The sequence below is a fragment of the Bradyrhizobium sp. HKCCYLRH3097 genome (assembly GCF_051167875.1).
Lineage (GTDB): Bacteria > Pseudomonadota > Alphaproteobacteria > Rhizobiales > Xanthobacteraceae > Bradyrhizobium.
In genome coordinates this window covers 1,111,879-1,137,585 of the sequence record NZ_JBNPTX010000001.1, presented here as the reverse complement: position 1 = coordinate 1,137,585, position 25,707 = coordinate 1,111,879, and the positions used below count along the sequence as shown (strand labels likewise).

Here is a 25,707-nt window from a genome sequence, read left to right as displayed (position 1 = left end):
GCCGATGACGATCCTGCGCCTGACATGTGTTGTTGCTGCGCTCGCCATGGCGACGACGGGCGCGGCCGCGCAGATCTCGTTGACGCCGCCTGCTCAGCAGCCGCCGACGGAAAAGCCCAAGCCGGTCGAAAGGCCGGCGGAGAGGCCCAAGCCGCCGGCACCGTCCGCTGCGAAGAAGCCAGCCCCTGCCCCGTCGGCCAAGCCGGCCGCCCCGGCGCCGGCCGCGACGCCACAGCCCGCCGCCAATGATCCCAATGTCGACGTGGTCTACGGCGCCTATCAGCGCGGCCAGTACAAGACCGCGTTCGATCTGGCGTCGCCGCGCGCCCAGGCCGGCGACCCCAAGGCCATGGCGATGCTCGGCCAGCTCTACGAAAACGCCATGGGCATCCGCCGCGACTACGACAAGGCGGCGATCTGGTACAAACGCGCCGCCGAGGCCGGCGACCGCGAAGCGATGTTCGCGCTGGCGATGATGCGGCTGGCCGGGCGCGGCGGCCCTGTCGACAAGCTCGAGGCGGTCAAGCTGCTGGCCTCCGCCGCCAAGCTCGGCGAGCCCAAGGCGGCCTACAATCTCGCGCTGCTCTATCTCGACGGCCAGACCTTTCCGCAGGACCTCAGACGCTCGGCCGAGCTGCTGCGCCTTGCTGCGGATGCCGGCAACGCCGAGGCGCAATACGCGCTAGCGACCTTCTACAAGGAAGGAACCGGCGTGCCGAAAGACCTCGAGAAGGCCGCCCAATTGCTGAAGGCGGCCGCGGTCGCCGACAATATCGACGCCGAGGTCGAATACGCGATCGCGCTGTTCAACGGCACCGGCGTGCCGAAGGACCAGCCCGCGGCAATCGCGCTGCTGCGCAGGGCCGCGCGGCAGAACAGCCCGGTCGCCCAGAACCGACTGGCATGGGTGCTGCTGTATGGAATCGCCACCCAGATGGACAAGGTCGAGGCCTACAAATGGCACCTGGTGGCCAAGACAGCCGGCAAGGGCGATCCCAAGCTCGACGAGAAATTCGCCGACATGCCCCCCGAAGACCGCGCCAAGGGCGAACAGGCCGCCAAGCGCTGGCTGGGCACCATCAAGTGATCGGCCGCTGATCCGGCCTTGACGCGGCGGCCCCGGCAGGGCACCCACAGCCAGCCATTTCACCCGCCTTCGTCCGCTTCCGGGGAAGGCGCGCACCGCGAGGTGCGGTCAGCCCAGCGCATCGAGCTCATGATCCATTCCGCCCTCATCAATGTCATGGTCAAGGCCGCGCGCCGCGCCGGCCGCAACCTCAAGCGCGATCTCGGCGAGATCGAGCACCTGCAGGTGTCGCTGAAGGGCCCGGCGAACTTCGTCTCCCGCGCCGACAAGAAAGCCGAGGAGATGCTGTACGAGGACCTCTCCAAGGCCCGGCCCGGCTACGGCTTTCTCGGCGAGGAAGGCGGCAAGCGGGAAGGCAGCGACAAGTCGCACACCTGGATCGTCGATCCGCTCGACGGCACCACCAACTTCCTGCACGGCATCCCGCAATTCGCGATCTCGATCGCGCTCCAGCGCGAGGACACCGTGATCGCCGGCGTGATCTACAATCCCGCCAATGACGAGCTCTACATCGCCGAGCGCGGCAAGGGCGCGTTCCTCAACGACCAGCGGCTGCGCGTCGCCGCACGGCGCCAGCTCCATGAATGCGTCATCGCCTGCGGCCTGCCGCATATCGGCCGCGGCGACCACCAGCTGTTCCTGCGCGAGATGACCTCGCTGCAGGTCAAGGTCGCAGGGCTCCGCCGCTTCGGCGCCGCCTCGCTCGACCTCGCCTTCGTCGCCGCCGGTCGCTTCGACGCCTATTGGGAACGCGACCTGCAGCCCTGGGACATCGCGGCCGGCCTGATCATGGTGCGCGAGGCCGGCGGCACCGTGTCGGGCATCGACGGCAAGGAGGACGCGCTGGCGACCGGGCACGTCGTGTGCGGCAACGAGGTCATTCACCGCGAGCTCGTGAAGGTGCTGAAGGCGGCGGCGTAGCTTTGATTCTGCGCGGCCACGCCGTTCGCACCGCTCGCTTCACATACGGTGTCGTCCCGGCCTTGAGCCGGGACCCATAACCACCGGCTGTTCTGATGGAGCGAGATGGGGCGACCTGCGCGCCTCAAACATCTCCCTGGGGGTATGGGTCCCGGATCTGCGCGCGCATACGCGCGCTTCTCCGGGACGACGCCGAGGATGGAGTTGGCGGCCGAGCTCTACCGCCGGAAAGCTATCTACAGCCTGAACGCTATCTGCGCCCGCTGGTGAACGCCTGCGGCGTCGCCCCTGGCAGCGCCGGAGAGTTGATGTCGCTGTCGATCCGATCGGACGACTGGCCGGCATAGCTGAAGCCGAGCGACAGGCTGACATTGGAGGTCGGCTTGAACTCGACGCCGCCATTGATCGCGTAGGCCGGCGTAGACGTCGAGCGTCCGTCGAATGTTGCGAACGGGCCGCCCAGGCCGGGATTGTATTTCAGCGTGTCGAAGCCGCCGTAGAGGCTGACGCCGCTCTTGAACGTGTAGCCGTATTGCGCGCCCTCGGTGGTATACGAGCCGAGCGCCCCATAGCGATTGACGATGTTCGGGCTCAGGCCGACTCCCGAAAGCGCCGCCCAATTGTTCGTCACGCTGTAGCGCCGCGAGAAGAAGCCGCTGTCGCTGCCGTTCGTCGTGAAGCTCGGAAAGTTGCCGTAGGAGTCGAGGCTGCCGGCATCGCTGAAGCCGACCGGCCAGCCCGGCAGCCAGTATTTCACGGGGCCCGACTGGGCGTGAGCCGCGTGGCTGACAAGGGAGAGACCAGCAAGCGCGATTGCGAAGACAGATTTGCGAGAGACCATCGACATGCCGTGACCGTTTACATGCTGTGGGAGCATACACGCGGAGAGTGGCGAACTCCAGCCGGCGTCGGTGGAGTTCCGTTCTCCCGGCACGAGCGGTGTGCTCCCCTCCCCCTGGCGGAGAGGGAAGCGGAGCGCCTGTGAGGCAAGACCGCGGCACAATCCTCCGAAAAGGCCTATTCAACCTCACTCACGGCTTCGCCGGCGCCGGCGGCCCATAAGCCTCAAGCTCCGCCACCGGCTCCGTCTTCTCCCGATCCCCCGCGAGCACGCGCTGGACCGAGACGAAGAACACGGGGACCATCAACAGCGCCAGGATCACCACCGCGATCATGCCGCCCATCACGTTGGTGCCGAGCGCCTGCTGGCTGGCACCGCCGGCGCCCGTCGCCATCGACATCGGCAGCACGCCGCAGACGAAGGCGAGACCGGTCATGATGATCGGGCGGAAGCGCAAGGAGCAGGCCTCGATCGTCGCCGCGACCAGCGGCTTGCCGTGGGCGCGCAGATCCTTGGCGAACTCGATGATCAGGATCGCGTCCTTGGCGGCGAGACCGATGATGGTGATCAGCGCCACCGTGAAGTACACGTCGTTGGACAGGCCGCGCAGATTGGCGGCGACGACGGCGCCGAGGATGCCGAGCGGCACGGTCAAGAGCACCGCGAGCGGGATCGTCCAGCTCTCGTAGAGCGCAGCGAGACACAGGAACACGACCAGTGCCGAGAGACCGAGCAGCAGCGGCGCCTGCGAGCCCGACAGCTTCTCCTGCAACGACTGTCCGGTCCATTCATAGCCGAAGCCACGCGGCAGCTTGGCGGCGAGCCGCTCCATTTCCTTGAGCGCATCGCCCGAGGTGTAGCCCGGCTTGGCCTCGCCGGAGATGCGGATCGCCGGATAGTAGTTGAAGCCGGCGATCTGGCTCGGTCCCTTGGCCCATTGGATGGTCGCGAACGACGAGAACGGCACCAGCTGCCCCTTGGCGTTCTTGACGCTGTAGTTGAGTATGTCGTCCGCGTTCATGCGGCTGATGCGGTCGGCCTGCACCACGACGCGTTGCATGCGGCCGCGGTTCGGGAAGTCGTTCACGTAAGTAGAGCCGAGATTGGTCGAGATCGTGGTGTTGATGTCCTCGAAGGTGACGCCGAAGGCGCCGGCCTTCTCGCGGTCGATCATCAGATTGACCTGGGGTCCCGGCGGCAGACCCTCGACATAGACCTTCTGCAGCACCGGGCTCGCATTGGCTTCCGCGATCAGCTGGTCGGCGGCAGCGGTCAGCGCAGCATAGCCCTTCTGGCCGCGGTCCTGCAGGCGGAAGCTGAAGCCCGAGGAGTTGCCGAGATTGTCGATCGGCGGCGGCTGCAGCGCCGTGATCTTGGCGTCGCGCAAGCCGGCGAGATCGCGATTGATGTCGGCGACCAGCGCCGCGGCGCTGTCACGCTTGCCGCGCTCCGACCAGTCCTTCAGCGAAATGAAGGCCTGGGCGGTGTTGACGCCCTGGCCGGCATAGCTGAAGCCGGTCAGGAAGGTGACGTCCTCGATCCCTTCGCGCTTGGCGAGATACCTCTCGACGGCCTCCACCGCGGCCTGCGTCCGCGCGTAGGACGAGTCCGCCGGCGTCTGGACGTCGGTGGTGATGAAGCCCTGGTCGTCGACCGGCAGGAAGCCGCCGGGCAACTGGATGAAGGCGAAGGTCAGCCCGACCAGGAAGATCGCATAGATCAGCATCAGCCGTCCGGTGCGCTTCAGCGCGCCGCCGACCACGCCGGTGTAGCGGTTGCGGCTGTTGTCCATGAAGCGGTTGAACCAGCCGAACACGCCCTTCTTCGCGTGGCCGTGGCCGGCCGTGACCGGCTTCAGCAGCGTCGCGCACAACGCCGGGGTCAGCGACAGCGCCAGCAGCGCCGAGAAGCCGATCGCCGCCACCATGGTGACCGAGAACTGCCGGTAGATGATGCCGACCGAGCCGGGGAAGAACGCCATCGGCACGAACACCGCCATCAGCACCAGCGTGATGCCGATGATGGCGCCGGTGATCTGGCCCATCGCCTTGCGCGTCGCCTCCTTCGGCGACAGCCCCTCCTCGGTCATGATGCGCTCGACGTTCTCGACCACGACGATGGCGTCATCGACGAGGATGCCGACCGCGAGCACCATGCCGAACATCGTCAGCATGTTGATGGAGTAGCCGACCAGCATCAGCGTTGCGCAGGTGCCGAGCAGCGCCACGGGCACCACGATGGTCGGAATGATGGTGTAGCGGATGTTCTGCAGGAACAGGAACATCACCACGAACACCAGCACCACGGCTTCGACCAGGGTCATCAGCACCCGCTTGATCGACGCCTTCACCACCGGCGTGATGTCGTAGGGAATCTCATAGCTGATGTTGGAGGGGAAGAAGCGCGACAGCTCCTTCATCTTGGCCTCGACCGCGCTCGCGGTCGCCAGCGCATTGCCGGTCGGCGACAGCAGCACCGAGAGACCCGCGGTCGGCCTGCCGTTGAGGCGGGTGTTGAACTGATAGCTGAGGCCGCCGATTTCGACGCGCGCGACATCGCGCAGCCGCACCGTCGAGCCATCGGGATTGGCGCGCAGGATGATCGATCCGAACTCGTCGGGCGAATCGAGCTGGCCCTTGACCAGCACCAGAGCCGAGGTGCGCTGCAAGGTCGTCGCGGGCTCGGCGCCGATGCTGCCCGAGGCGACCTGCGCGTTCTGCGCGCCGATCGCCTTGGTGACGTCGTCGGCAGTGAGGCCGTAGCCGATCAGCTTGGCGGGATCGAGCCAGACGCGCAGCGAGCGCTCGGTCGAATACAGCGTGGCGCGGCCGACGCCGGGAATGCGCCTGACTTCGCCGAGCACGTTGCGGATCATGAAGTCGCCGAGGCCGACCTCGTCGAGGCTGCCGTCGGTCGACTGCAGCGTGATGATCTGCAGCACCGCGGCGGAGGCTTCCTCGACCAGGATGCCCTGCTGGATGACGGCGCGCGGCAGCCGCGCCTCGACACGCTTGAGGCGGTTCTGCACCTCGACCGAGGCGTCATTGGTCGACGTGCCCGGCACGAAGTTCGCCGTGATCTCGACCTGGCCGAGCGAATCGCTGGTGGATTCGAAGTTGAGAATGCCGGAGGCGCCGTTGAGCTCCTCCTCGATCAGCCGCGTCACGCTGTTGTAGAGATTCTCCGGCGACGCGCCGGGGTAGCTGGTCGAGATCGAGATCGAGGGCGGCGCGATGATCGGATATTGCGCCACCGCCAGCAGCGGAATCGCGATCGCGCCGATCAGGCAGATGAACAGCGCGACCACCCAGGCAAAGATCGGCCTGTCGATGAAGAAGCTCGGCATGGCGACTTACCGCGTCGCCGACTTCGATTCGAGCTGCGTCGCGGCGCTGACCTCGGTCCAGACCTGCGGCGCGACCCTGTCGCCGGCGGCGAACTTCTGGAAGCCGTCCACCACGACCTTGTCGCCGGCGCGCAGACCGTCGGTGATCAGCACCAGGCCATCCTGGGTCGGGCCGGTGCGCACCGGCCTGGCGATCGCGCGGTTGTCGTCGCGGATGACGTAGACCTCGGACCCGCCGGCCGCGTTGCGCTGCACCGCCTGCTGCGGCACGCCGACGGAGTCGCTGTCGATGCCCTGCTCGATGCGGACGCGGACATACATGCCCGGCAGGAGCTCGCGCTTCGGATTGGCGAACTCGCCGCGCAAGGTGACCTGACCGGTGGCGGCATCGACCTTGGCGTCGGAGAACAGGAGCTTGCCCGGAATCGAATACGGCGTGCCGTCGTCGAGCACGAGACGGACCTTGATCGCGTCGGGCGCGATCTGGTCGAGGTCGCCGGACTCGAACGCCCGGCGCAGGCGGTTGAGCTCGCTCACCGACTGGGTGAAGTCGGCATAGATCGGATCGAGCTGCTGGATCGTGACCAGCGAGGTCTCGTTCTGGACCGCGATGGCGCCCTCGCTGACCTGGGCCGCGCCGACGATGCCGTCGATCGGCGCGCGCACGGTCGCATAGTCGAGATTGAGCTGGGCACGCGCAAGATCGGCCTTGCGGGCCTCGATGTCGGCCGCTGCCTCGCGCTCGGTCGAGATCGCCTTCTCGTTCTCGACCGCCGGGGCTGCGCGCTCCTTGAACAGCAGGCTGATGCGGTGGGCCTGCTGCACCGCGCGCTCATGCACCGCCTCGGCCTTGGCCAGCGCAGCCCGGCTCGACAGGATCTCCACCTCGAACGGCTTCGGATCGATGCGATAGAGCGGATCGCCCGCCTTGACCTCGCTGCCCTGGCGGAACAGCCGCTCGACGATGATGCCCGAGACGCGCGGACGGACGTCGGAGACGCGGGTCGGCGCGATGCGGCCGGGCAGCTCGCGCACGATCGCTCGCGCCTTCTGCTCGACGGTCACGATGCCGACGTCCGGAATAACGATCTGCTCATTGGCGGAGGCCTGAGCCTGGATGGGGTCGTTACAGCCGGCCAGCAGCGGCGCGGCGGCCGCGAGCATCAATGCACTGCTGACCAGCGACGCGCGAAAACGTGACATGCGTGGAGGAGCCCCCTCGATGATGATGATGATGAAAACCAGTCGACTGGATGGCCCAGTCATGGCGCCATTCTGGCGCTCGCCTTGCTGCAACATAGAAAAGAGCTGCTGCGACGCAACGCGAAACCCGGGCGGCTTGATGTCACACGAACTACATAACTGATAGATCAAGCTTTTTCGGGACTCACCTAATTGTGAGTGCTTTGTGGCAGCAGGTTCCCAGCAGGTTCCGCGGAGCGAAACGCGAATCCCCCTCCAGCGCTGCGGCATCCCGCCGCAGCGAACAAATTAGTTCGCCGGCCGCAGGCGGTAGTGACTGACGCCCCATTCACGGCCTTCGTCGTGCCCGAACAGACCCGCGGTGGCGAGGAAGAACCAGCGCCAGCGGCGCATCCACAGCGCCGTGTCGTCGCCATAGACCGGCTGCAGCACCTGCAGGATGCGGTTGTAATCGGCATCGAAATTGGCGAGCCAGTCCCGTGCCGTGTGCTGATAATGCGTGCCGCTCCAGCGCCATTCCTTCTCGACCGCGAACAGATCCGCGTACTGCCGGATCAGGCCGTGGCTCGGCATGATGCCGCCGGTGAAGAAGTGCTGCGCGATCCAGTCCTCGCGATCGTTGCGGTCGAACAGGTAGGATCCGGTGCGGTGGGTGAAGATGTGCATGAACAGGCGGCCGTCCGGCGCGAGCCATGATCTGACCCGCGACAGCAGCTCGCGCCAGTTCATCATGTGCTCGAACATCTCGACCGAGACGATGCGATCAAAGCGCGCGTCGGGAGCGAACCCGTTCATGTCGGCGGTGACGACCCGCAGGTTGAGCAGGCCGCGCGCGGCCGCCATCTCCTCGATCGCGCGGCGCTGCGAGTGCGAGTTGGAGACCGCCGTGATCTTCGCACGCGGGAACTGCCGGGCCATGAACAGCGACAGCGAGCCCCAGCCGCAGCCGAGCTCCAGAATGGTCTGGCCATCCTGGAGATCGGCATTGGCGACGGTCTGGCGCAGCGCCTCCTCCTCCGCCTCCCGCAGGGTCGAGACCGGCTCCTTGTAGAAGCAGCAGGAGTATTTGCGGTTCGGCCCGAGCACGCGGGCGAAGAACGCCGCCGGCACCTCATAGTGCTGGCTGTTCGCCGCGTCGGTATGCTCGGCGATCGGCCGCGTCGTCAGCAGGCGGGCGAACTCTGGGTCACCCATCGCATCGGCCCCGCCGAGCCGCGCCGCCGTGCGCGAGCACAATTCGGAGATCGCGGAGCGGATGACGGCATCGGGCAGCGGCACGCGCTCGGCGGCGCCGATGATGGTCGAGATGAAGCTCATGCGGTGGCTCCGTTACTTCGTAAAAGGATTTGGCGGCAGGGGAAAGAACGCGCTGGTGCGCGCCTGATAGGCCCGGTAGCGATCGCCGCGCGAGCGCAGCATCTGCTGTTCCAGCGGCGGGATGCCGGTGACGTGGACCAGGATCCAGTACATGAACAATGGCGCGAGCAGGCTGGCGAGGCCCCACGGATGGTCGAACGACAGCGCGATGACCGGATAGGACAGCCAGCACACCCACTCGAAGAAATAGTTGGGATGGCGCGACCAGCGCCACAGGCCGACGTCGCACACCTTGCCCTTGTTGGCAGGATCGGCGCGGAACGCCTTGAGCTGAGCGTCGGCGACGCCCTCGCCGGCGATGCCTGCGAACAGCACGAGGATGCCGAGATAGTCCTGCAGCCGAAGCTCGGCGGCCGGCGCATGGGCGGCGACGAACATCGCGAACACCAGCGGGATCGAGCCCCAGGCCTGCTGCTGCAGGAACAGGAACATCTTTCGCGGTGCGGCCGCACCCCATTGCCGGGCAAACTCCGCGTAGCGCGGATCGTCGGAGATGCCGCGGCTGCGCGCTGCGACATGGCCGCCGAGCCGCAGCGACCAGACCGCCACCAGCACCGCGACCAGCCACTGCCGCGCGTTGGGGGCGGCGCCGCCGGCGGGCCAGATCGCGCCGGCGGCGCCGACCAGCCCGACGGAAAATGTCCAGATCGTGTCGACCCAGCCGGAGTTGCCGGTGCGCTGCTGCACGACCCAGGCGAGCCCCATCAGCACCGACATCGCCACGGCCATCGCCAGCAGCGCCTGCAGATATTCAACGACGGTCATGACAAAGCCAGGGCGTTCCCGTTAGATATGAGCCACGGGACTAACTACGCCGCGGATGCCCGCCGGTTTCAGCCATAGTTCCGCGCAGGGACGGGATTGCGCTGATCGCGGCTTTTTTCCCGCTGCTGCTGTGCCATAGTGGATTTCAGGGACCGGTCCCCGCAACGGATGTCATCGACAATGCCTCAAGGCTCCCCTTCCCGCTCCGCGATGGATCTCGAACCGACCAAGCTGTCCACGCCCCGGATCTTCCTGGTGCGGATGCTGGTCTTCCTGGTGCTGTGCGCCCTGGTCGGTGTCGTGCTGTACAAGCAGATCATCCTGGCGTTCTTCGCCAATCCCGGCCTGAACGCGCTGATCGGGGCGGTACTGTTGATCGGCGTCATCCTGGCGTTCCGCCAGGTGGTCCGGCTCTATCCGGAAGTGTCCTGGGTCAACAATTTCCGCATCGCCGATCCCGGCCTGGCGGTGCCTCGCCACCCGGTCCTGCTGGCGCCGATGGCCGCGATCCTCGGCCGCGAGCGCTCGGGGCGAATGTCGATCTCGCAGCAGACCATGCGCCACCTGCTCGACTCGATCGCCACCCGGCTCGACGAGGCCCGCGACATCTCGCGCTACATGACCGGCCTCCTGGTGTTCCTGGGCCTGCTCGGCACGTTCTGGGGCCTGATCGAAACGGTCGGCTCGGTCGGCAAGGTGATCGAGGGGCTCAAGGTCGGTGGCGACGCCGGCGCGCTGTTCGATACGCTGAAGGGCGGCCTTGCCGCGCCGCTGGGCGGCATGGGCATCTCGTTCTCGTCCTCGCTGTTCGGCCTCGCCGGCTCGCTGATCCTCGGTTTCCTCGACCTGCAATCGAGCCAGGCGCAGAACCGCTTCTATACCGATCTGGAGGACTGGCTCGCTGGCACCGTGCGGGAATATGGCGGCAGCGGCGACACCGGTGCCGACCTCTCGGTTGCCATCGAGCGGCTGCGCACCGCCTTGGAGGACGGCTCCAACCGCGGCGCCACCGCGGCGATGGCCAACCTCGCCGAGGCGATCCAGGGCCTGGTCGGGCACATGCGCACCGAGCAGCAGATGATCCGCGAATGGGCCGATGGCCAGGGCGAGCAGAACCGCGAGATCAAGCGGCTGCTGGAGCGGCTGGCGCGGCAGACCGAGAAGAGTTGAGCTGCTCCGCCGGCCGGCCGAAGACGAACTAGGAGACGCTGAATGGCGCTTGCCCGTACCCGCCGTGGAGATTCCGGCCTCAACTACTGGCCGGGCTTCGTCGATGCGCTGTCGACGCTGGTGCTGTCGATCGTGTTCCTGCTGACCGTGTTCCTGGTGGTGCAGTTTTTCCTGTCGCAGGAGGTCACCGGCAAGGACAAGGCGCTGGAGCAACTCAACGCCAAGATCGCGCAGCTCAACGAGATGCTGTCCCTGGAGAAGCTCGGCAAGCTCTCGCTGGACGACCAGGTTGCGCAACTGCGCGCCGGGCTCGCAAGCGCCGAAGCTGAGCGCGACCGCGTCAAGGGCCTCTATGACGGGCTCGCCAATGCCGGCAGCAATGCCGCCGGCCGCGCCAACGAACTCAACCGGGCACTCGACTCCGAGAAGCAGGTCACGGCGCGGGCGCTGGCCCAGATCGAGGTGCTCAACCAGCAGATCAGCGCACTGCGCCGCCAGCTCGCCGCGCTCGAGGATGCGCTCGATGCCTCGGAGAAGCGCGACAAGGAATCGCAGAGCCGCATCGCCGATCTCGGCTCGCGCCTCAACGTCGCGCTGGCACAGCGGGTCCAGGAGCTGACCCGGTACCGCTCGGAGTTCTTCGGCCGGCTGCGCGCCATCCTCGGCAACCGTCCCGACATTCGCGTCGTCGGCGACCGCTTCGTGTTCCAGTCCGAGGTGTTCTTCGACACGGGGCAGGCCACCCTGCTGCCCGAGGGCCAGCAGGAGCTGAATTCGGTGGCGACGGCGCTGGTCGATCTCGACAAGCAGATCCCCGCCGAGATCTCCTGGGTGCTGCGGGTCGACGGCCACACCGACGTTCGTCCGATCAACAGCCCGGTGTTCAAGTCGAACTGGGAGTTGTCCTCGGCGCGCGCCATCTCGGTAGTGCAGTATCTGATCTCGCTCGGCGTCCCTGCGCAGCGCCTGGTCGCGGCGGGCTTCGCCGAATTCCAGCCGCTCGACCCCGCGAACACAGAGGACGCCTTCCGCCGCAACCGGCGTATCGAGCTGAAGCTGACGGAGCGGTGACGTCGAGCTCCACCCTGCGCCCCTATCGCGCCGACGACGAGGACGCGGCAATCGCGCTGTGGCAGGAGACGTGGCAGCTCGCCTATCCCGCCATCGATTTTGCCGCGCGCGTTCCGTGGTGGCGCGAACGCTGGCGCAGCGAGCTGGTGCCGAAGGCTGATGTGATCGTGGCCGAGGCGGAGGGCGTGCTCGCCGGGTTCGTCACGATCGATGCGACGGGCTATCTCGATCAGCTGGTCGTCTCGCCCGAGCATTGGGGCTCGCCGCTCGCTACTCAGTTGGTCGATGCAGCGAAGGAGCGATCACCTCACGGCATCACGCTGCTTGTGAACAAAGACAACGCGCGCGCGATCCGCTTCTACAAGCGCAACGGCTTCATTGAAGCCGGCGAGGACGTCAACCCGACCTCGGGCCGTCCCGTGCTGCGGATGGTGTGGATGCCAACACAATCTGTTGAATCCGAGATGGTGCCGCAATGACGCTGCGCTCCCTCTCCCCGTTCTTACGGGGAGAGTGTTGGGGTGAGGGGCAGCCACGCGCACCGACCGTGCGGAGAGCCCCCCTCACCCGGATTGCATCTGACGATGCAATCCGACCTCTCCCCGCACGCGGGGCGAGGTGCACCGAGCGCGCCGCGATTTCTATTCACACAATTGCTGGCGCAGGGAGCTAACGACTTCTCTGCTCGACCCGTTTCGTATTGTCCTCAAACGCCGCGAAACAGCACGCCGATCGTCAGCACCACGAACGCGATCGCCAGCGCGTCGAAAGCGTGCGCTGCCGACAGCAGCGGCACCGAAGCATGCATGTAGTGCGCGAGCATCGCGACGAGGGCGAGCACCAGCGCAATTGCGAAGATGACGAACGAGGGCGGCGTGAGGGCAAAACTGCCACGACGATAAGGCATGTCCGTTGCTCCTGTTGGGACCCGGCACGCCTGCTACGAGCGGCGCGCCATCTGTTCCGGCAGGGAACGTACAAGGCGGGAGAAAGGTTGCAGGGGCGGGAACGAGAATTCCGAGGGTGTTGCCGCCCGTCCACGGTGTTGCAGGAACTACACGCCCTCGAACTGCAGCCGGGCCAGCCGCGCATAGAGGCCGTTGGCCGCAACCAGCGACGTGTGGGTGCCCTGCTCGACGATGCGGCCGCGATCCATGACCAGGATGCGGTCGCAGGACAGCACCGTCGCGAGGCGATGCGCGATCACCAGCGTGGTACGGTCCTTCATCAGCCCCTCGAGCGCGGTCTGCACCAGCGTCTCGCTCTCGGCGTCGAGCGCCGAGGTCGCCTCGTCGAGCAGCAGCAGCGGCGCATCGCGCAGGATGGCGCGCGCGATGGCGATGCGCTGGCGCTGGCCGCCCGAGAGCGTGACGCCGCGCTCGCCGAGCGAGGTGTCGAAGCCGTCCGGCAAGCGGCGGATGAATTCGCTGGCATGAGCGAGATCGGCGGCGCGCTCGACCTCGGCGTCGGTCGCCTCCGGCCGGCCGAAGCGGATGTTCTCGCGCGCGCTTGTCGCGAACACCACGGATTCCTGCGGCACCAGCGCGATGCGCTCGCGCATCCTGCGCGGGTCGGCCGCGCGCACCGGCACACCGTCGAACGAGATCGAGCCGGAGGCGGGATCGTAGAAGCGCAGCAGAAGATGGAACAGCGTGCTCTTGCCGGCGCCGGAGGGGCCGACGATCGCGACCTTCTCACCGGCGCGGATCGCAAACGAGACGTCATCGAGGACGCGGACATCGGGGCGGCCCGGATAGGCGAAGCTGACCCGCTCGAAGCCGAGGTCGCCACGCGCCGGCTCCGGCATCGGGCGCGGCTGCGCGGGCGCCGTGATTTCCGGCTGCACGTGCAACAGCTCGAACAGCCGCTCGGCGGCGCCGGACGCCGCCGACACTTCGCCCCAGACCTCCGAGAGCTGGCCGAGCCCGGCGGCGGCGAAGGCCGCGTAGAGCACGAACTGACCGAGCCGTCCGGCGCTGATCGCACCGGTCAGCACGTCGTGGGAGCCGACCCAGAGGATCGCGACGACGCTGGAGAACACGATGAAGATGATGATCGCGGTGAGCACGCCGCGTGCCTGGGTCGAGACCCGCGCCGCCTCGTAGGCCTGCTCGACCTCGCCGCCGAAACGCGCCGCCGCGAGCCTCTCGCTGGTATAGGCCTGCACCGTCCTGATCGAGCCGATCAGCTCGGACGCATAGGCCGAGGCGTCGGCGAGCGTGTCCTGGGCGTTGCGCGACAGCCGCCGGACCCAGCGCCCGAACGCCACCAGCGGCAGCACGATCAGCGGGATCGCCAGCAGCACGAAGCCGGACAGCTTCGGGCTCGTGATCACCATCATTGCGGTGGCGCCGATGAACAGCAGCAGATTGCGCAGCGCGATGGAAACGGAGGCGCCCGCCGCCGATTTGATCTGGGTGGTGTCGGCGGTGAGCCGCGACACCAGCTCGCCAGAGCGCGCGGAATCGAAGAAGGACGGCGACAGCGACATCAGATGCGCGAACACGTCGCGCCGGAGATCGGCGACGATGCGCTCGCCGATCGTCATGACGAGGTAGTAGCGGGCCGCGCTTGCCAGCGCGAGCACCGCCACGACGGCGATCATGACGCTGAAATAGCTGTTGATCAGCTCGATGCCTTTCGGCGTGAAGCCGAAATCGATCATGCGGCGGACCGCGATCGGCACCAGAAGCGTGGTCAGGGCCGCGACCGTGAGCGCGATCAGCGCCAGCAGGGCGCGGCCGCGATAGCGCAGGACATAGGGAGACAGCGCCAGCAGCGGGCGCAGCTTCGAGCGCCGCACAGGGCTTGCCGGCTCGGCCAATGCCTCGACGGCCGCAACGGCATCTCCAACCGGATCCTGCCCTGGGGCAGCGCCCTGCCGCTCGTCAAGCCGTTCCACTGCGCTCATGGGCCACCTGAGAATTCTTCCAAATACCGATCTGCCGTCCTGATAGGCCCGCCGGGCCGGGCTTGGCAAATCCGGAAACGTACCAAGGTGTTCATCCGCGACCTTGGCTTGTTTTAGGCAGAACCTTGGGCTATAGAGCCCGCCAATTGTCCCCCTTCAGTGACGACAGGATCAGGCGCGGCCGCGTCGCATCATGTCTTCGCATCGTGCCGTAGGATCAGCCATGAAAGCCGACATTCACCCGAATTATCATACGATTACGGTCGTGATGACCGATGGCACCGAGTACCAGACCCGCTCGACCTGGGGCAAAGAGGGCGACAAGCTCAACCTCGACATCGACCCCAAGTCGCACCCGGCCTGGACCGGCGGCACCCAGCAGATCATGGATCGCGGCGGCCGTGTCTCGCGCTTCCAGAAAAAGTTCCAGGGCTTCCTCAAGAAGGATTGATGCCGTCTTGCCCTCGGCACCGGCCTTCCTGGCCTGCGCCTGATCGACAGCTCACAGCAAAACGCCCCCGGAAACGGGGGCGTTTTTGTTTCTGAGCTGGTCGCAACGAGACCTTCGGCTGGGGGAGCGGCCCCGGCGGGGGCCGTCCGATGCCGGGGCCTACTGCTCGAACGCGGCCTTCAGCCGGTTGAGATGCGGCACCAGCGGATTGCCGATCGCGCTCTGGTCCGGCGGCGGGGAATGAATGGTCGAGTCGAGCCGGCGGACCCGCACCTGCAAGCTCATCGAGCGCGAGATCAGGCTCTGCAGCTGCTGCGGCAGCTTCTCCAGCAGATCATCCGGCCCGGGATCTGCGGCGGTGAGCTTGACCTTGGTCTTCTCGCGGTTGGCCTGGCTCAGGGTCATCTCGCCCTCCTTCACCGCGCGGTGCAGGAGCAGCCAGGACGCCAGTTGCATCAGGCGAGTGGTGAGACGCATGCTCTCGGTCGCGTAGGTCAGGCTGACGGCGCGGTCGAGCGCCTTGGCCTCGTTGCGGCCGTCGCCATCGAGATAGGCGGCGGTCTCCTCGACCAGATCCATGCCTTCCCGGAACAGCGCGCCGAATGCAGCAGAATTGGTGAGCCGCTCGTTGAACTGAACCAGAGCGCCATCGCCCAGCAAACGGTCCGACATGGTTAACGCCTCTTAAACGCGACTGTTTACGCAACCCGGCAACGTCGCCGGTATGATGAACAAATCATTGCGCGGCCGGTTTCGAGAGTCCAGCAGCAACGCCTTTTATGGTTTCCACGGCGTGGGCCATGCCGTGCCCTCGTACCACTTGCGACTGCAACACGGCCGATCGCGGCCGAGTCGCAGGATCAGCTCAACTAGCAACCATGATCACGGCAATAGTTTGCAGTCGTCGAACGAGGATCGTCACGGCTGCCGCGGCGCACGGGATTTTCGCGCCTGACCTGCTGGCGACCGAAGACCGGCACGGGCGCAATGAGCCGGCACGACGTTCGTTCCACGATCGCCGCCTGCGCATGGCGAGCGCGCCACGGGCGACCGCCCGGTTCGCCCGGCTCGGCGCGGGCGCAAAAAAAGAGCCGCCGTTTCCGGCGGCTTTGAAGTTGATAACAGGGAGGCGTCAAACAGAGTGGACAGGAGCCACTCGGTGTCCAAACGAGGACGGTTCCGGTTGTAAACGCGAAAGCTTAATCAACCGTAAATGGCGAAAATTTTTCAATCTTCGTTAGCCATGTCGGCCACTGGCCGACCGCGTTTCTACGGCTGCGAGGTTCACGACTTGAAGATGCTGGCGGCGGCATCACGCGAGGCGCGCTTTTTCGCCACCGCCTGCTCGATGCGCTCGATCTCGGCCCGGAGCAGCGCCACCCGGCTGGTCAGCTCCTCGACCGACAGCATCGACAGATCCTGCCCGATCTCGTGCGAAACGGCCTTGCGGGGCCGATCGTCGTCCTCGTTCGCCATCTCACCCTCCTCCCGGTTGCCAGCCATGCCCCGGCTGGCTTAAGCACGCGGCAGCACCCGCTTTCAGCCCTCGCCGAAGGATTTCTCATGGAACAGCTGCCCGCGCAAATGACCGTGGTCGCCATCAGCCAGCCGGGCGGACCCGAGGTGCTCAAGCCGGAAACCCGGCCCGTGCCCAAGCCCGGCCCCGGCGAGATCCTGATCAAGGTGAAGGCCGCCGGCGTTAACCGTCCCGACGTCGCCCAGCGCTCCGGCAGCTATCCGCCGCCGCCCGGCGCCAGCGACCTGCCGGGGCTGGAAGTGGCCGGGGAGGTCGTGGCGCTCGGCGAGGGCGCCGTCCGGCACAAGCTCGGCGACACCGTGATGTCCTTGGTCGCCGGCGGCGGCTATGCGCAATACTGCATCGCACAAGATGCGCAGGCGATGGCGGTGCCGCCGGCGCTGTCCCTCCTGGAAGCCGGCGCCCTGCCCGAGACCCTGATGACGGTCTGGCACAACGTGTTCGAGCGCGGCGGCCTGAAGGCGGGCGAGACCCTGCTGGTGCATGGCGGCTCCTCCGGCATCGGGACCATGGCGATCCAGCTCGGCAAAGCATTCGGCGCCAAGGTGCTGGTCACCGTCGGCTCGCAGGACAAGGCCGACGCCTGCGTGAAGCTCGGCGCCGACCGCGCCATCAACTACAAGACGGAGGACTTCGTCGCCGTGGTCAAGGAAGCGACCGGCGGCAAGGGCGCCAACGTCATCCTCGACATGGTCGGCGGCGACTACATCGAGCGCAACTACGACGCCGCGGCCACCGATGGCCGCATCGTCCAGATCGCCTTCCTCGCCAGCCCCAAGGCGTCAGTCAATTTCGTCAAGCTGATGGTGAAGCGCCTGACCCATACCGGATCCACGCTGCGCCCGCGCAGCAACGCCGACAAGGCGGCGATGGTGGCGGCGATCGAGGCCAAGGTGATGCCGTTCCTGCGCGAGGGCCGCATCAAGCCATTGATGGACTCGACCTTTCCCCTCGCAGATGCAGCCAAAGCGCATGCACGCATGGAGACGAGCCAACATATTGGCAAAATTGTGTTGGAAATCTAGGCGCAGTCTAAACACAGCGTGTTTGGAAACTCTTTGATTCTCCTCGCTTTCGTGCCAATGATCGCGCACAGCTGAACCGTGCCTGGAACGGCTCCAATTAGCCCGGCGACGACCTCTTTCGATTTGGCTTGTTTCGCTTTGGATTGGTGTCGAACGCGGAGATTTGACATTGCGTCTGATCAGGTGCCTCGCGTCGTTGGCGGCGCTGGGCCTCGTGATGTGTGGTGCCGCTGCCCCCGCTCAGGCCGTTGACGCCGTCAGCGTTCGCAGCGACGCGCCTGCGATCGACCTCACGGGCATCCTCGATCATCAGCGCAGCGAGAACGACCGCATCCAGGTCTCGACCGCGCCCGGCACCGACGGCATCGTCCGCCGCATCGAGGTGCGGGCGCGCGAGGGCGGCCAGAACTGGATCGTGTTCGCACTGGCCAACAACACCGACGACCAGCTCGACCGCCTGATCGTGGCACCGCACTACCGCGTGGTCGGCTCCGGCGTGTTGTGGCCCGATCTCGGCCTGTCGCGCATCGCGACCATCACGCCCTCGGTCGGCGACCTGCCGGAGCGGCAGGAGAGCCCGACCGCCGACGTCTTCCGCGTCACCCTCGATCCGGGCTCGGTCGTTACCTTCGTGGCCGAGCTGCGCACGGACAAGCTGCCGCAGCTCTATCTGTGGGAGCCCGAGGCCTACAAGGACAAGGTCAACTCGTTCACGCTGTACCAGGGCATCGTGATCGGCATCTCCGGTCTTCTCGCCCTCGTTCTCACGATCCTGTTCGTGGTCAAGGGCAGTATCATGTTTCCGGCGGCCGCGGCGCTGGCCTGGGCGGTGCTGGTCTATATCGGCGTCGATTTCGGCTTCTGGGGCAAGGTCCTGGACATGTCGAACAATGCCGAGCGCGTCTGGCGCGCGGCGGGCGAGGCGATCCTCGCCGCGACCCTGCTGGTGTTCCTGTTCGCCTATCTCAATTTGTCGCGCTGGCACGTTCGCTACTCGCACATCACGCTGGGCTGGCTGTTCTTCCTGGGCTCGCTGGTCGCGGTGGCGCTGTTCGACCCGGCGGTGGCCTCGGGCATCGCGCGCATGTCGTTGCTCTTGATCGCCGTGCTGGGCTTTGCGCTGATCGTCTATCTCTCCAGCCACGGCTTCGACCGCGCGGTGCTGCTGATCCCGACCTGGTTCCTGCTCACGGTGTGGGTCGCCGCCGCCGGCATGACGGTTGCGGGCCAGGTCACCAACGACATCGTCGGCCCGGCGCTGCTCGGCGGCCTCGTGCTGATCGTGATGCTGATCGGCTTCACCGTGATGCAGCACGCCTTCGCCGGCGGCGGCGCCACCACCGGCATCGTCTCCGACGTCGAGCGCCGCGCGCTGGCGCTCGCCGGCTCCGGCGACCTGATCTGGGACTGGGACGTCTCCGCCGACAAGGTGTTCACCAGCCCGGAGACCGAGAGCCTGCTCGGCCTCAAGCGCGGCACGCTCGAAGGCCCGGCCGCGAAATGGCTCGAGGTGCTGCATCCGCTCGATCAGGACCGCTTCCGCGCCGCGCTCGACAGTGTCCTCGACCAGCGCCGCGGCCGCCTGGTGCAGGACTTCCGGCTGCGCACGCCCGACGGCCATTTCATGTGGTTCGCGCTGAAGGCGCGCCCCGTGGTCGGCTCCGACGGCGAGGTCTCGCGCGTGGTCGGCACCTTGACGGACGTGACCGAGTTCAAGAATGCCGAGGAGCGCCTGCTCCACGACAGCGTGCACGACAATCTGACCGGCCTGCCCAACCGCAAGCTGTTCATCGACCGTCTTGCCGCCGTCGCCAATTTCGCCAAGTCGATGCCGGCCATGCGGCCGACCCTGATGGTGATCGATCTCGACCGCTTCAAGCAGGTCAACGACTCCGTCGGCATCGCGGTCGGCGATTCCATCCTGCTGACCCTGGCGCGGCGGCTGTCGCGCATCCTCAAACCCCAGGACACGCTGGCGCGGCTGGCCGGCGATCAGTTCGGCCTGATCCTGCTGTCCGAGCAGGACCCCGCCCGCATCACCGCTTTCGCCGAGACCATCCGCAAGACCATCCGCGCGCCGATCGCCTTCAACGAGCGCGAGATCTTCCTGACCGCCTCGATCGGGCTCGCTTTGTCCGATCCGCAGACGCAACTGTCGGAGGACATCATCAAGGATGCCGAGCTTGCGATGTATCATTCCAAGCGCATCGGCGGCGACCGCATCGACGTCTACAAGCCGGCGATGCGCGCGCGCAAGAACGACCGCCTGACCCTGGAGAGCGAGCTGCGCCGCTCGATCGAGCGCCAGGAGATCACCATCCTTTACCAGCCGATCGTGCGGCTGGAGGATCGCTCGATCGCCGGCTTCGAGGCGTTGGCACGCTGGGACCATCCGAAGCTCGGCCGGATGTCGCCGATCGAGTTCATCACCATCGCGGAAGAGATCGGCCTGATCGTCGATCTCGGCACCTTCGTGCTCGACCAGACGGCGCGGCAGCTCTCGGTGTGGCAGCGCGCGACACGGCTGCGCGAGCCGATCTTCGCCAGCGTCAACGTCTCCTCCCGCCAGCTCCTGCGCCACGACCTGATCCACGACATCCGCTCGGTGCTGGCGCGCTCTTCGGTGGCGCGCGGCTCGCTCAAGATCGAGCTGACGGAATCGCTAGTGATGGAAAACCCCGAGCACGCCGCGCAGATGCTGGCGCGCATCCGCGAGCTCGGCGTCGGCCTGTCGATCGACGATTTCGGCACCGGCCATTCCTCGCTGGCCTATCTGCAGCGCTTCCCGTTCGACACCTTGAAGATCGACCAGTCGTTCGTGCGCACCACCGCGCGCGGCACCCGTCCCGTCATCCTCAAATCGATCATCGCGCTGGCGCACGACCTCGGCATGGACGTGGTGGCGGAAGGCGCGGAGACCGACTCCGATGCCGTCGAGCTCTATCAGCTCGGCTGCGAATACGCCCAGGGCTACGCCTTCGGCGAGCCGATGGACGCCGACGCCGCGATGCGGCTTCTCACGGAAGAGCGGCTGGAAGCGGCGAGCTGAGGCTGCAATGCATCCAGGACGGCAACAGCCTCAGGATGCATCTTTCATTTTGCTTCGTTTGAGGTAGATTTACCGCGGTACCGCGTAAAGGGTGCCGTGTGAGTGATGACCGATGCGTGCTTGCGGGGCAGAAGGCTCGCGACATGGCCCGTTCGCGACGAGCCTAGTCCGTCTCGAACTGCGACAGCGCCGTGAGCGCGCGGCGATAATTGTCGCCCCCAAGCCGGCGTGCCACCCGCTTCTCGTGCGCGGCGACCAGTGCATTGGCCTTCTTGAGCATCAGGCGGCCACGCGGCGTCAGGCCGAGCGCATGGGCCCTGCGGTCGTGCTCGGAGCGTTCGCGCACGATCAAGCCGGCCTGCTGCAGGTCGTCGAGCAGCGCGACCATGCGCGCGCGCTCGATGCCCAGCGCGCCGGCGATCGCGATCTGCGCGGCGCCGGGATTGGCCGCGATCGTCTCCAGGATCGAATAGAGGATGACGTCGAGGTCGATCGTCGCGAGCGCGGCGTTGACATCGCGGAAAATCCAGTGCTGCAGGCGGCGGACGAAATAGCCGAGATGGTTCTCGAGCTCACCGAGACCGATCCCGGAATCCTGGCTGGTTGTGTCTCGCTGCGCTCCGGTGCTCGCGCTCTTGGGCATGCTGGCTCGCTGACATGAGGCATCCTTGCCTAGACCGATGCCGTCGCAGGGGCAAGCCGCTCCAATCGGTCACATCCACAATAATTGCAAAGTACAACCATTCTGTTAGTCTCGCGGTCAACGAATACAACATGGGAGGGAAACGCATGCCGTCATCGATGGCGATGGTTGCCTGCATTGCAACCGCAATGCGGCGGCGCATTACACCCGATCGCGGCGCCCGCCGCGCAGCGTGTTCCTCCCGCACTGCAGCTTCAGCGATCACCTCCCGCAGCCCGGAGACACGCCATGGCTGATGCAGAACGCCGCGCCTCCGAGCCTGCGATGTTCGCCGAGCCGTCGATCGAGGCTGTCAGGCGCGACGACGGCGCGATCATCCTGCGCTCGCGCATGCCGCTGCAGCCGGCCGCGCGCTGCACCGGCGAATGGCTGGAGCATTGGGGCCGCCATTTCCCGGATCGCACGTTCCTGGCCGAACGTCGTGGCGACAACTGGACCTGGCTCACCTACGGCGAAACATTGATGCAGGTCCGCGCCGCCGCGGCCTGGATGCTCGCGCAGGGCCTCGGTCCGGAGCGTCCGCTCGCGATCCTCTCCGACAACAGCATCGCCCATGCCGTGCTGGCGCTCGCAGCGCAGCATGTCGGCATCCCCGTCTGCGCGATCTCGCCGGCCTATTCGCTGATGTCGACGGATCACGAGAAGCTGCGCGCGATGATCCGTCTGCTCGATCCGGGCGCCATCTTCGTCGCGCAGCGCGAGCCGTTCGCGCGCGCGCTCGCGGCCGTCGACGGCCTGCATCGGGCAACGATCATTGCCGGCGACGGCGATGGAACGAGCGCGGTGCCGCTGCAGACCCTGCTCGCGACGAAGCCCGGCGCCGAGGTCGACCGCGCCTTCGCCGCGGTCACGCCGGACACGGTGGCCAAGCTGCTGTTCACCTCCGGCTCGACCGGGCAGCCGAAAGCGGTGATCAACACGCACCGGATGCTGACCATGAGCCAGCAGGCCAAGGCGCAGTTGTGGATGTTCCTGCGCGAGGTCGAGGGCGGCCCCGTCATCGTCGACTGGCTGCCATGGAGTCACACCTTCGGCGCCAACCACAATTTCAACCTGGTGCTGAGCCACGGCGGATCGATCTACATCGACGGCGGCAAGCCTGCGCCGGGCCTGTTCGAGACGTCGCTCGCCAATCTACGCAGCCTGGTGCCGACGATCTATTTCAACGTGCCGCGCGGCTTCGACATGCTGGTCGCGGCACTCAGGTCCGACGACGATCTGCGCCGCAGATTTTTCTCCGGCGTCAGGTGCATCCTCTATGCGGCCGCGGCCTTGCCGCAAAATCTGTGGGATGCGCTCAACGAGATGAGCCGGGCCACGATCGGCCGCCCTGCACCGCTGGTGTCGGCGTGGGGCGCCACCGAGACATCGCCGCTCGCGACCGACTGCCACTTCTTCGCCGAGCGCGCCGGCAACATCGGCGTGCCCATCCCCGGCACAGAGCTCAAGCTGGTGCCGACCGGCGAGAAGCTCGAGGTGCGCGTGCGCGGGCCGAACGTGATGCCGGGCTATTGGAAGGCGCCCGAACTCACGGCCGCGGCTTTCGACGAGGAGGGCTTCTACAAGATCGGCGACGCCGTGAAGCTTGCAGATCCCGAGCATCCGGAGCGCGGCCTGTTCTTCGACGGCCGCATCACCGAGGATTTCAAGCTCAGCTCCGGGACATGGGTGAACGTCGGCGCGCTGCGCGTCGCCGGCATCGCGGCGCTGGCGCCGTTGGCGCAGGACATCGTGATCGCCGGCCACGGCACCGACGAGGTGCACTTTCTCATCGTGCCCAACATCGCAGCGTGCCGCGGCGCTGCCGGGATGACCGAGGCCGTCCCGGCCGGCGACGTTCTGGCGCATCCATCGGTGCGCACCGCCATCGCGCGAGGATTGGCCAGGCTCCGCACCGAGGCGGTCGGCTCGTCGCGCTATGCGACCCGTGCGCTGTTGATGGCGGAGCCGCCCTTGCTCGATGCCGGCGAGATCACTGACAAGGGCTATATCAACCAGCGCGCAGTGCTCACCCGCCGCGCCGATCTGGTCGCACGACTGAAGGATGAAACCGCGACCGAGCTGATCAGGCCCGACATGTCCTGACCCAGAACTACGCAACTACTCAACTCACTCACAAGACGGCGCTCGTATTACTACGGGAATGCCTCGCGAGTGCGGCAATTGGTTACCATCCACACTTAACCGGGCATCAACTGCGAATCCTTAAAATCACTCGCATCTAGCTCCCTCATTTGCCCGGACCGCCCCATGGCTCAGCCGCGTTTCTCTCTCGCTTTCCGCATCTACGCGATCATCGGCCTGTCGTTCTGTGGACTGGTGGGGCTCGCCGCAACGCAGAGCCAGAACCTCGAGACCGCTCTCAAGGATCAGCGGCAGAGCGAGCTGAGCCATCTGGCGCAGACGGCAGTCAGCATCGCCCGCGAGGAATATGACGCGATCGCGCGCGACAAGGTGCCGCCCGAGGTCGCGCAGAAGAAGGCGGCCGAGCGGATCGGCAAGCTGCGCTACGGCAGCGGCGACTACTTCTGGATCAACGACATGGGTCCGAAGATGGTCATGCATCCGATCAAGCCGGAGCTGAATGGTCAGAACCTCGCCGACAACAAGGACCCGACCGGCAAGCGGCTGTTCGTCGAAATGGTCGACGTCGTCAAGCGCCAGGGCGCCGGTGTCGTCGACTACATGTGGCCAAAGCCCGGCAAGGATGCGCCACAGCCGAAGATGTCCTATGTCGCCGGCTTCGAGCCCTGGGGCTGGATCATCGGCACCGGTGTCTATGTCGATGATCTCGAAGCCCAGATGTGGGAGAGCAAGCGCAGCGTGTTCATTGCCGCCATGCTGGTGATGCTGATCATCGGATCGATCACGCTGATCATCGCGCGGCGGATGTCGTCGGCGCTGGCCGCGATGAGTGGCGCGCTGACCGAGCTCGGCAATGGAAACTTCGACATCAAGCTGCCGGGCCAGAACCGCAGCGACGAGCTCGGCGACATGGCGCGCTCGATCGAGCAGTTCAGGCAGAAGACCGAGGAGAAGGCGCGGCAGACCGCGATGCTCGAAGACGAGCAGCGCCAGGTCGCAGAGCGCATCAAGACCAAGGCGCTGCAGGAGATGGCCGAAGCCGTCGAGCAGGCCGCCAGCAGCGCGGTCGGCGAGGTCGCGCAGGGAACCGGCCACATGGCCGACAATGCCAAGTCGATGACCGACAGTGCGCTGACGCTGGAGCGCAACTCGAGCAGCGTTGCGGCGGCGGCCGAGCAGGCCCTCGCCACCACCCAGACGGTCGCCAAGGCGTCGGCCCAGCTCGCCGCCTCGATCTCGCAGATCTCCAGCCAGGTCAGCTCGTCGCGCGAGCTCACGCGCAAGGCCGTTGCCGCCTCGTCCGACGCCCAGGCCACCATCGCGAAGCTGTCGGAAGCCGCCGACAAGGTCGGCGCCGTGACCAGCCTGATCAGCGAGATTGCCGGCCAGACCAACCTGCTGGCGCTGAACGCCACCATCGAGGCCGCCCGGGCCGGCGATGCAGGCCGCGGCTTTGCGGTCGTCGCCTCCGAGGTGAAATCGCTCGCCGAGCAGACCGCCAAGGCGACCAGCGAGATCGCGCAGCAGATTGCCGAGATTCAGGACTCGACCCGCGCCTCGGTCACCTCGATCGGGGCGATCGGCGAAGTCATCCGCAACGTCGAAGCCGTATCCTCCGGCATTGCCGATGCGATCCAGGCGCAGAACAGCGTGACCATCGAGATTTCGCGCACGGTCGAGGAGACGTCCGCCGCCGCGCGCGAGGTCGCCAGCCAGATCGCCGAGGTCTCTCGCGAAGCCAGCGAGGCCGGCCGGCGCTCGACCGACATCCGCGACGGCTCGACTGTTGTCGCCGACAAGGTGCAGCGGCTGCGCACCGAACTGGTGCGGGTGATCCGGACGTCGACTGCCGACGTCGATCGCCGGCTGTCGACGCGGCTCAACATCAACCGCCCGGGCACGCTGCAGGTGAACGGCGAAGCGATCCCTGTCACCGTGCGCAACCTCTCGCTCGGCGGCGCCCTGCTCGAAGCCGTTCCGGTTCGTCTGACGATGAACACGTCGGTGACGCTTGCCATCACCGGCATGGTGTCCGATCTGCCGGGGACCGTGACCCGCGTTGGCGACCGTACCGCGTTGGTCCAGTTCGCATTGAACCCGGAGCAATCGGCGCGGCTGACGGCGCTGGTCTCGGACCGTCAGGCGGCGTAACGCGCCGATCTCCG

20 protein-coding genes are annotated in these 25,707 nt (G+C 66.6%); 10 read left to right on the top strand and 10 right to left on the bottom strand.

Annotated elements, in window-relative coordinates:
• The first annotated feature begins 4 nt into the window (after positions 1-4).
• Positions 5-1,087, top strand: a complete 1,083-nt coding sequence (locus ACQR0U_RS05120; RefSeq protein ID WP_316165772.1) for a tetratricopeptide repeat protein — start codon at positions 5-7, stop codon at positions 1,085-1,087.
• Positions 1,088-1,216: 129 nt separating this feature from the next.
• A complete protein-coding gene (locus ACQR0U_RS05115; protein WP_315713903.1) occupies positions 1,217-2,008 on the top strand; it encodes an inositol monophosphatase family protein in 792 nt (263 codons plus the stop codon).
• A 250-nt stretch (positions 2,009-2,258) separates the two neighbouring features.
• Here ACQR0U_RS05115 and ACQR0U_RS05110 read toward each other — a convergent pair whose 3' ends face one another.
• From ACQR0U_RS05110 to ACQR0U_RS05090, 5 genes are all read right to left on the bottom strand, one after another.
• A complete protein-coding gene (locus tag ACQR0U_RS05110; RefSeq protein WP_316169474.1) occupies positions 2,259-2,855 on the bottom strand; it encodes an outer membrane protein in 597 nt (198 codons plus the stop codon).
• A 184-nt stretch (positions 2,856-3,039) separates the two neighbouring features.
• Entirely contained in the window at positions 3,040-6,195 is a 3,156-nt protein-coding gene (locus ACQR0U_RS05105) for a multidrug efflux RND transporter permease subunit (RefSeq protein ID WP_316201456.1), read from the bottom strand.
• Positions 6,196-6,201: 6 nt separating this feature from the next.
• A complete protein-coding gene (locus tag ACQR0U_RS05100) occupies positions 6,202-7,398 on the bottom strand; it encodes an efflux RND transporter periplasmic adaptor subunit (protein WP_315713900.1) in 1,197 nt (398 codons plus the stop codon).
• Positions 7,399-7,686: 288 nt separating this feature from the next.
• On the bottom strand, positions 7,687-8,715 hold the full coding sequence (locus ACQR0U_RS05095) for an SAM-dependent methyltransferase (protein ID WP_316165777.1): 1,029 nt from the start codon (positions 8,713-8,715) through the stop codon (positions 7,687-7,689).
• Positions 8,716-8,727: 12 nt separating this feature from the next.
• Positions 8,728-9,540 (bottom strand): DUF1295 domain-containing protein, encoded by an 813-nt coding sequence (locus ACQR0U_RS05090; protein WP_315826019.1) that lies wholly within the window; start codon positions 9,538-9,540, stop codon positions 8,728-8,730.
• 180 nt (positions 9,541-9,720) lie between these two features.
• On the opposite strand from ACQR0U_RS05090, the gene ACQR0U_RS05085 reads away from it, so the two are divergent.
• From ACQR0U_RS05085 to ACQR0U_RS05075, 3 genes are read left to right on the top strand one after another with little or no spacing between them, the layout of a single operon-like run.
• A complete protein-coding gene (locus ACQR0U_RS05085; RefSeq protein WP_315713897.1) occupies positions 9,721-10,710 on the top strand; it encodes a flagellar motor protein MotA in 990 nt (329 codons plus the stop codon).
• A gap of 42 nt (positions 10,711-10,752) precedes the next feature.
• On the top strand, positions 10,753-11,781 hold the full coding sequence (locus ACQR0U_RS05080) for a peptidoglycan -binding protein (RefSeq protein WP_315734445.1): 1,029 nt from the start codon (positions 10,753-10,755) through the stop codon (positions 11,779-11,781).
• Entirely contained in the window at positions 11,778-12,260 is a 483-nt protein-coding gene (locus tag ACQR0U_RS05075) for a GNAT family N-acetyltransferase (protein WP_315713895.1), read from the top strand. Before ACQR0U_RS05080 ends, ACQR0U_RS05075 begins: the two co-directional genes overlap by 4 nt.
• A 227-nt stretch (positions 12,261-12,487) precedes the next feature.
• Here ACQR0U_RS05075 and ACQR0U_RS05070 read toward each other — a convergent pair whose 3' ends face one another.
• Positions 12,488-12,688 (bottom strand): hypothetical protein, encoded by a 201-nt coding sequence (locus ACQR0U_RS05070; RefSeq protein WP_006614616.1) that lies wholly within the window; start codon positions 12,686-12,688, stop codon positions 12,488-12,490.
• A gap of 147 nt (positions 12,689-12,835) precedes the next feature.
• Positions 12,836-14,692, bottom strand: a complete 1,857-nt coding sequence (locus tag ACQR0U_RS05065) for an ABC transporter ATP-binding protein/permease (protein WP_434842669.1) — start codon at positions 14,690-14,692, stop codon at positions 12,836-12,838.
• A gap of 223 nt (positions 14,693-14,915) precedes the next feature.
• Between ACQR0U_RS05065 and rpmE the strand changes: the two genes are divergently transcribed.
• Positions 14,916-15,143 carry a 50S ribosomal protein L31 gene (gene rpmE, locus ACQR0U_RS05060; protein WP_012046762.1) on the top strand — a complete coding sequence of 76 codons (228 nt, stop codon included), beginning with the start codon at positions 14,916-14,918 and terminating at the stop codon, positions 15,141-15,143.
• A 159-nt stretch (positions 15,144-15,302) separates the two neighbouring features.
• Here the strand turns inward: rpmE and ACQR0U_RS05055 are convergent, their stop codons facing one another.
• Together ACQR0U_RS05055 and ACQR0U_RS05050 are read right to left on the bottom strand one after the other, a co-directional pair.
• Positions 15,303-15,815: a DUF1465 family protein gene (locus tag ACQR0U_RS05055; RefSeq protein ID WP_315713893.1), complete on the bottom strand. Its 513-nt coding sequence runs from the start codon at positions 15,813-15,815 to the stop codon at positions 15,303-15,305.
• A gap of 612 nt (positions 15,816-16,427) precedes the next feature.
• Complete coding sequence (locus ACQR0U_RS05050) at positions 16,428-16,619, bottom strand: DUF1192 domain-containing protein (protein ID WP_315713892.1); 192 nt, start codon at positions 16,617-16,619, stop codon at positions 16,428-16,430.
• A gap of 87 nt (positions 16,620-16,706) precedes the next feature.
• On the opposite strand from ACQR0U_RS05050, the gene ACQR0U_RS05045 reads away from it, so the two are divergent.
• The gene (locus tag ACQR0U_RS05045) at positions 16,707-17,705 is read left to right on the top strand and encodes an NAD(P)H-quinone oxidoreductase (RefSeq protein WP_316193520.1); all 999 of its coding nucleotides are present in this window, start codon (positions 16,707-16,709) and stop codon (positions 17,703-17,705) included.
• 169 nt (positions 17,706-17,874) lie between these two features.
• Positions 17,875-20,754: an EAL domain-containing protein gene (locus ACQR0U_RS05040; protein WP_315713890.1), complete on the top strand. Its 2,880-nt coding sequence runs from the start codon at positions 17,875-17,877 to the stop codon at positions 20,752-20,754.
• A 163-nt stretch (positions 20,755-20,917) separates the two neighbouring features.
• Here ACQR0U_RS05040 and ACQR0U_RS05035 read toward each other — a convergent pair whose 3' ends face one another.
• Complete coding sequence (locus ACQR0U_RS05035) at positions 20,918-21,397, bottom strand: MarR family winged helix-turn-helix transcriptional regulator (RefSeq protein ID WP_316169479.1); 480 nt, start codon at positions 21,395-21,397, stop codon at positions 20,918-20,920.
• Between the two features lie 288 nt (positions 21,398-21,685).
• Here ACQR0U_RS05035 and ACQR0U_RS05030 point away from each other — a divergent pair, with 288 nt between their 5' ends.
• The gene (locus tag ACQR0U_RS05030; protein WP_316201458.1) at positions 21,686-23,542 is read left to right on the top strand and encodes a feruloyl-CoA synthase; all 1,857 of its coding nucleotides are present in this window, start codon (positions 21,686-21,688) and stop codon (positions 23,540-23,542) included.
• A 165-nt stretch (positions 23,543-23,707) separates the two neighbouring features.
• Positions 23,708-25,693, top strand: a complete 1,986-nt coding sequence (locus ACQR0U_RS05025) for a cache domain-containing protein (RefSeq protein WP_316201459.1) — start codon at positions 23,708-23,710, stop codon at positions 25,691-25,693.
• Positions 25,694-25,707 lie beyond the last annotated feature (14 nt).

Excerpts from the sequence above, each read along its gene's own strand:
- ACQR0U_RS05120 (WP_316165772.1), top strand. The coding sequence starts at position 5 with ATGACGATCCTGCGCCTGACATGTGTTGTTGCTGCGCTCGCCATGGCG.
- ACQR0U_RS05115 (WP_315713903.1), top strand. The coding sequence starts at position 1,217 with ATGATCCATTCCGCCCTCATCAATGTCATGGTCAAGGCCGCGCGCCGC.
- ACQR0U_RS05110 (WP_316169474.1), bottom strand. The coding sequence starts at position 2,855 with ATGTCGATGGTCTCTCGCAAATCTGTCTTCGCAATCGCGCTTGCTGGT.
- ACQR0U_RS05105 (WP_316201456.1), bottom strand. The coding sequence starts at position 6,195 with ATGCCGAGCTTCTTCATCGACAGGCCGATCTTTGCCTGGGTGGTCGCG.
- ACQR0U_RS05100 (WP_315713900.1), bottom strand. The coding sequence starts at position 7,398 with ATGTCACGTTTTCGCGCGTCGCTGGTCAGCAGTGCATTGATGCTCGCG.
- ACQR0U_RS05095 (WP_316165777.1), bottom strand. The coding sequence starts at position 8,715 with ATGAGCTTCATCTCGACCATCATCGGCGCCGCCGAGCGCGTGCCGCTG.
- ACQR0U_RS05090 (WP_315826019.1), bottom strand. The coding sequence starts at position 9,540 with ATGACCGTCGTTGAATATCTGCAGGCGCTGCTGGCGATGGCCGTGGCG.
- ACQR0U_RS05085 (WP_315713897.1), top strand. The coding sequence starts at position 9,721 with ATGCCTCAAGGCTCCCCTTCCCGCTCCGCGATGGATCTCGAACCGACC.
- ACQR0U_RS05080 (WP_315734445.1), top strand. The coding sequence starts at position 10,753 with ATGGCGCTTGCCCGTACCCGCCGTGGAGATTCCGGCCTCAACTACTGG.
- ACQR0U_RS05070 (WP_006614616.1), bottom strand. The coding sequence starts at position 12,688 with ATGCCTTATCGTCGTGGCAGTTTTGCCCTCACGCCGCCCTCGTTCGTC.
- ACQR0U_RS05065 (WP_434842669.1), bottom strand. The coding sequence starts at position 14,692 with ATGAGCGCAGTGGAACGGCTTGACGAGCGGCAGGGCGCTGCCCCAGGG.
- rpmE (WP_012046762.1), top strand. The coding sequence starts at position 14,916 with ATGAAAGCCGACATTCACCCGAATTATCATACGATTACGGTCGTGATG.
- ACQR0U_RS05055 (WP_315713893.1), bottom strand. The coding sequence starts at position 15,815 with ATGTCGGACCGTTTGCTGGGCGATGGCGCTCTGGTTCAGTTCAACGAG.
- ACQR0U_RS05050 (WP_315713892.1), bottom strand. The coding sequence starts at position 16,619 with ATGGCGAACGAGGACGACGATCGGCCCCGCAAGGCCGTTTCGCACGAG.
- ACQR0U_RS05045 (WP_316193520.1), top strand. The coding sequence starts at position 16,707 with ATGGAACAGCTGCCCGCGCAAATGACCGTGGTCGCCATCAGCCAGCCG.
- ACQR0U_RS05035 (WP_316169479.1), bottom strand. The coding sequence starts at position 21,397 with ATGCCCAAGAGCGCGAGCACCGGAGCGCAGCGAGACACAACCAGCCAG.
- ACQR0U_RS05030 (WP_316201458.1), top strand. The coding sequence starts at position 21,686 with ATGGCTGATGCAGAACGCCGCGCCTCCGAGCCTGCGATGTTCGCCGAG.
- ACQR0U_RS05025 (WP_316201459.1), top strand. The coding sequence starts at position 23,708 with ATGGCTCAGCCGCGTTTCTCTCTCGCTTTCCGCATCTACGCGATCATC.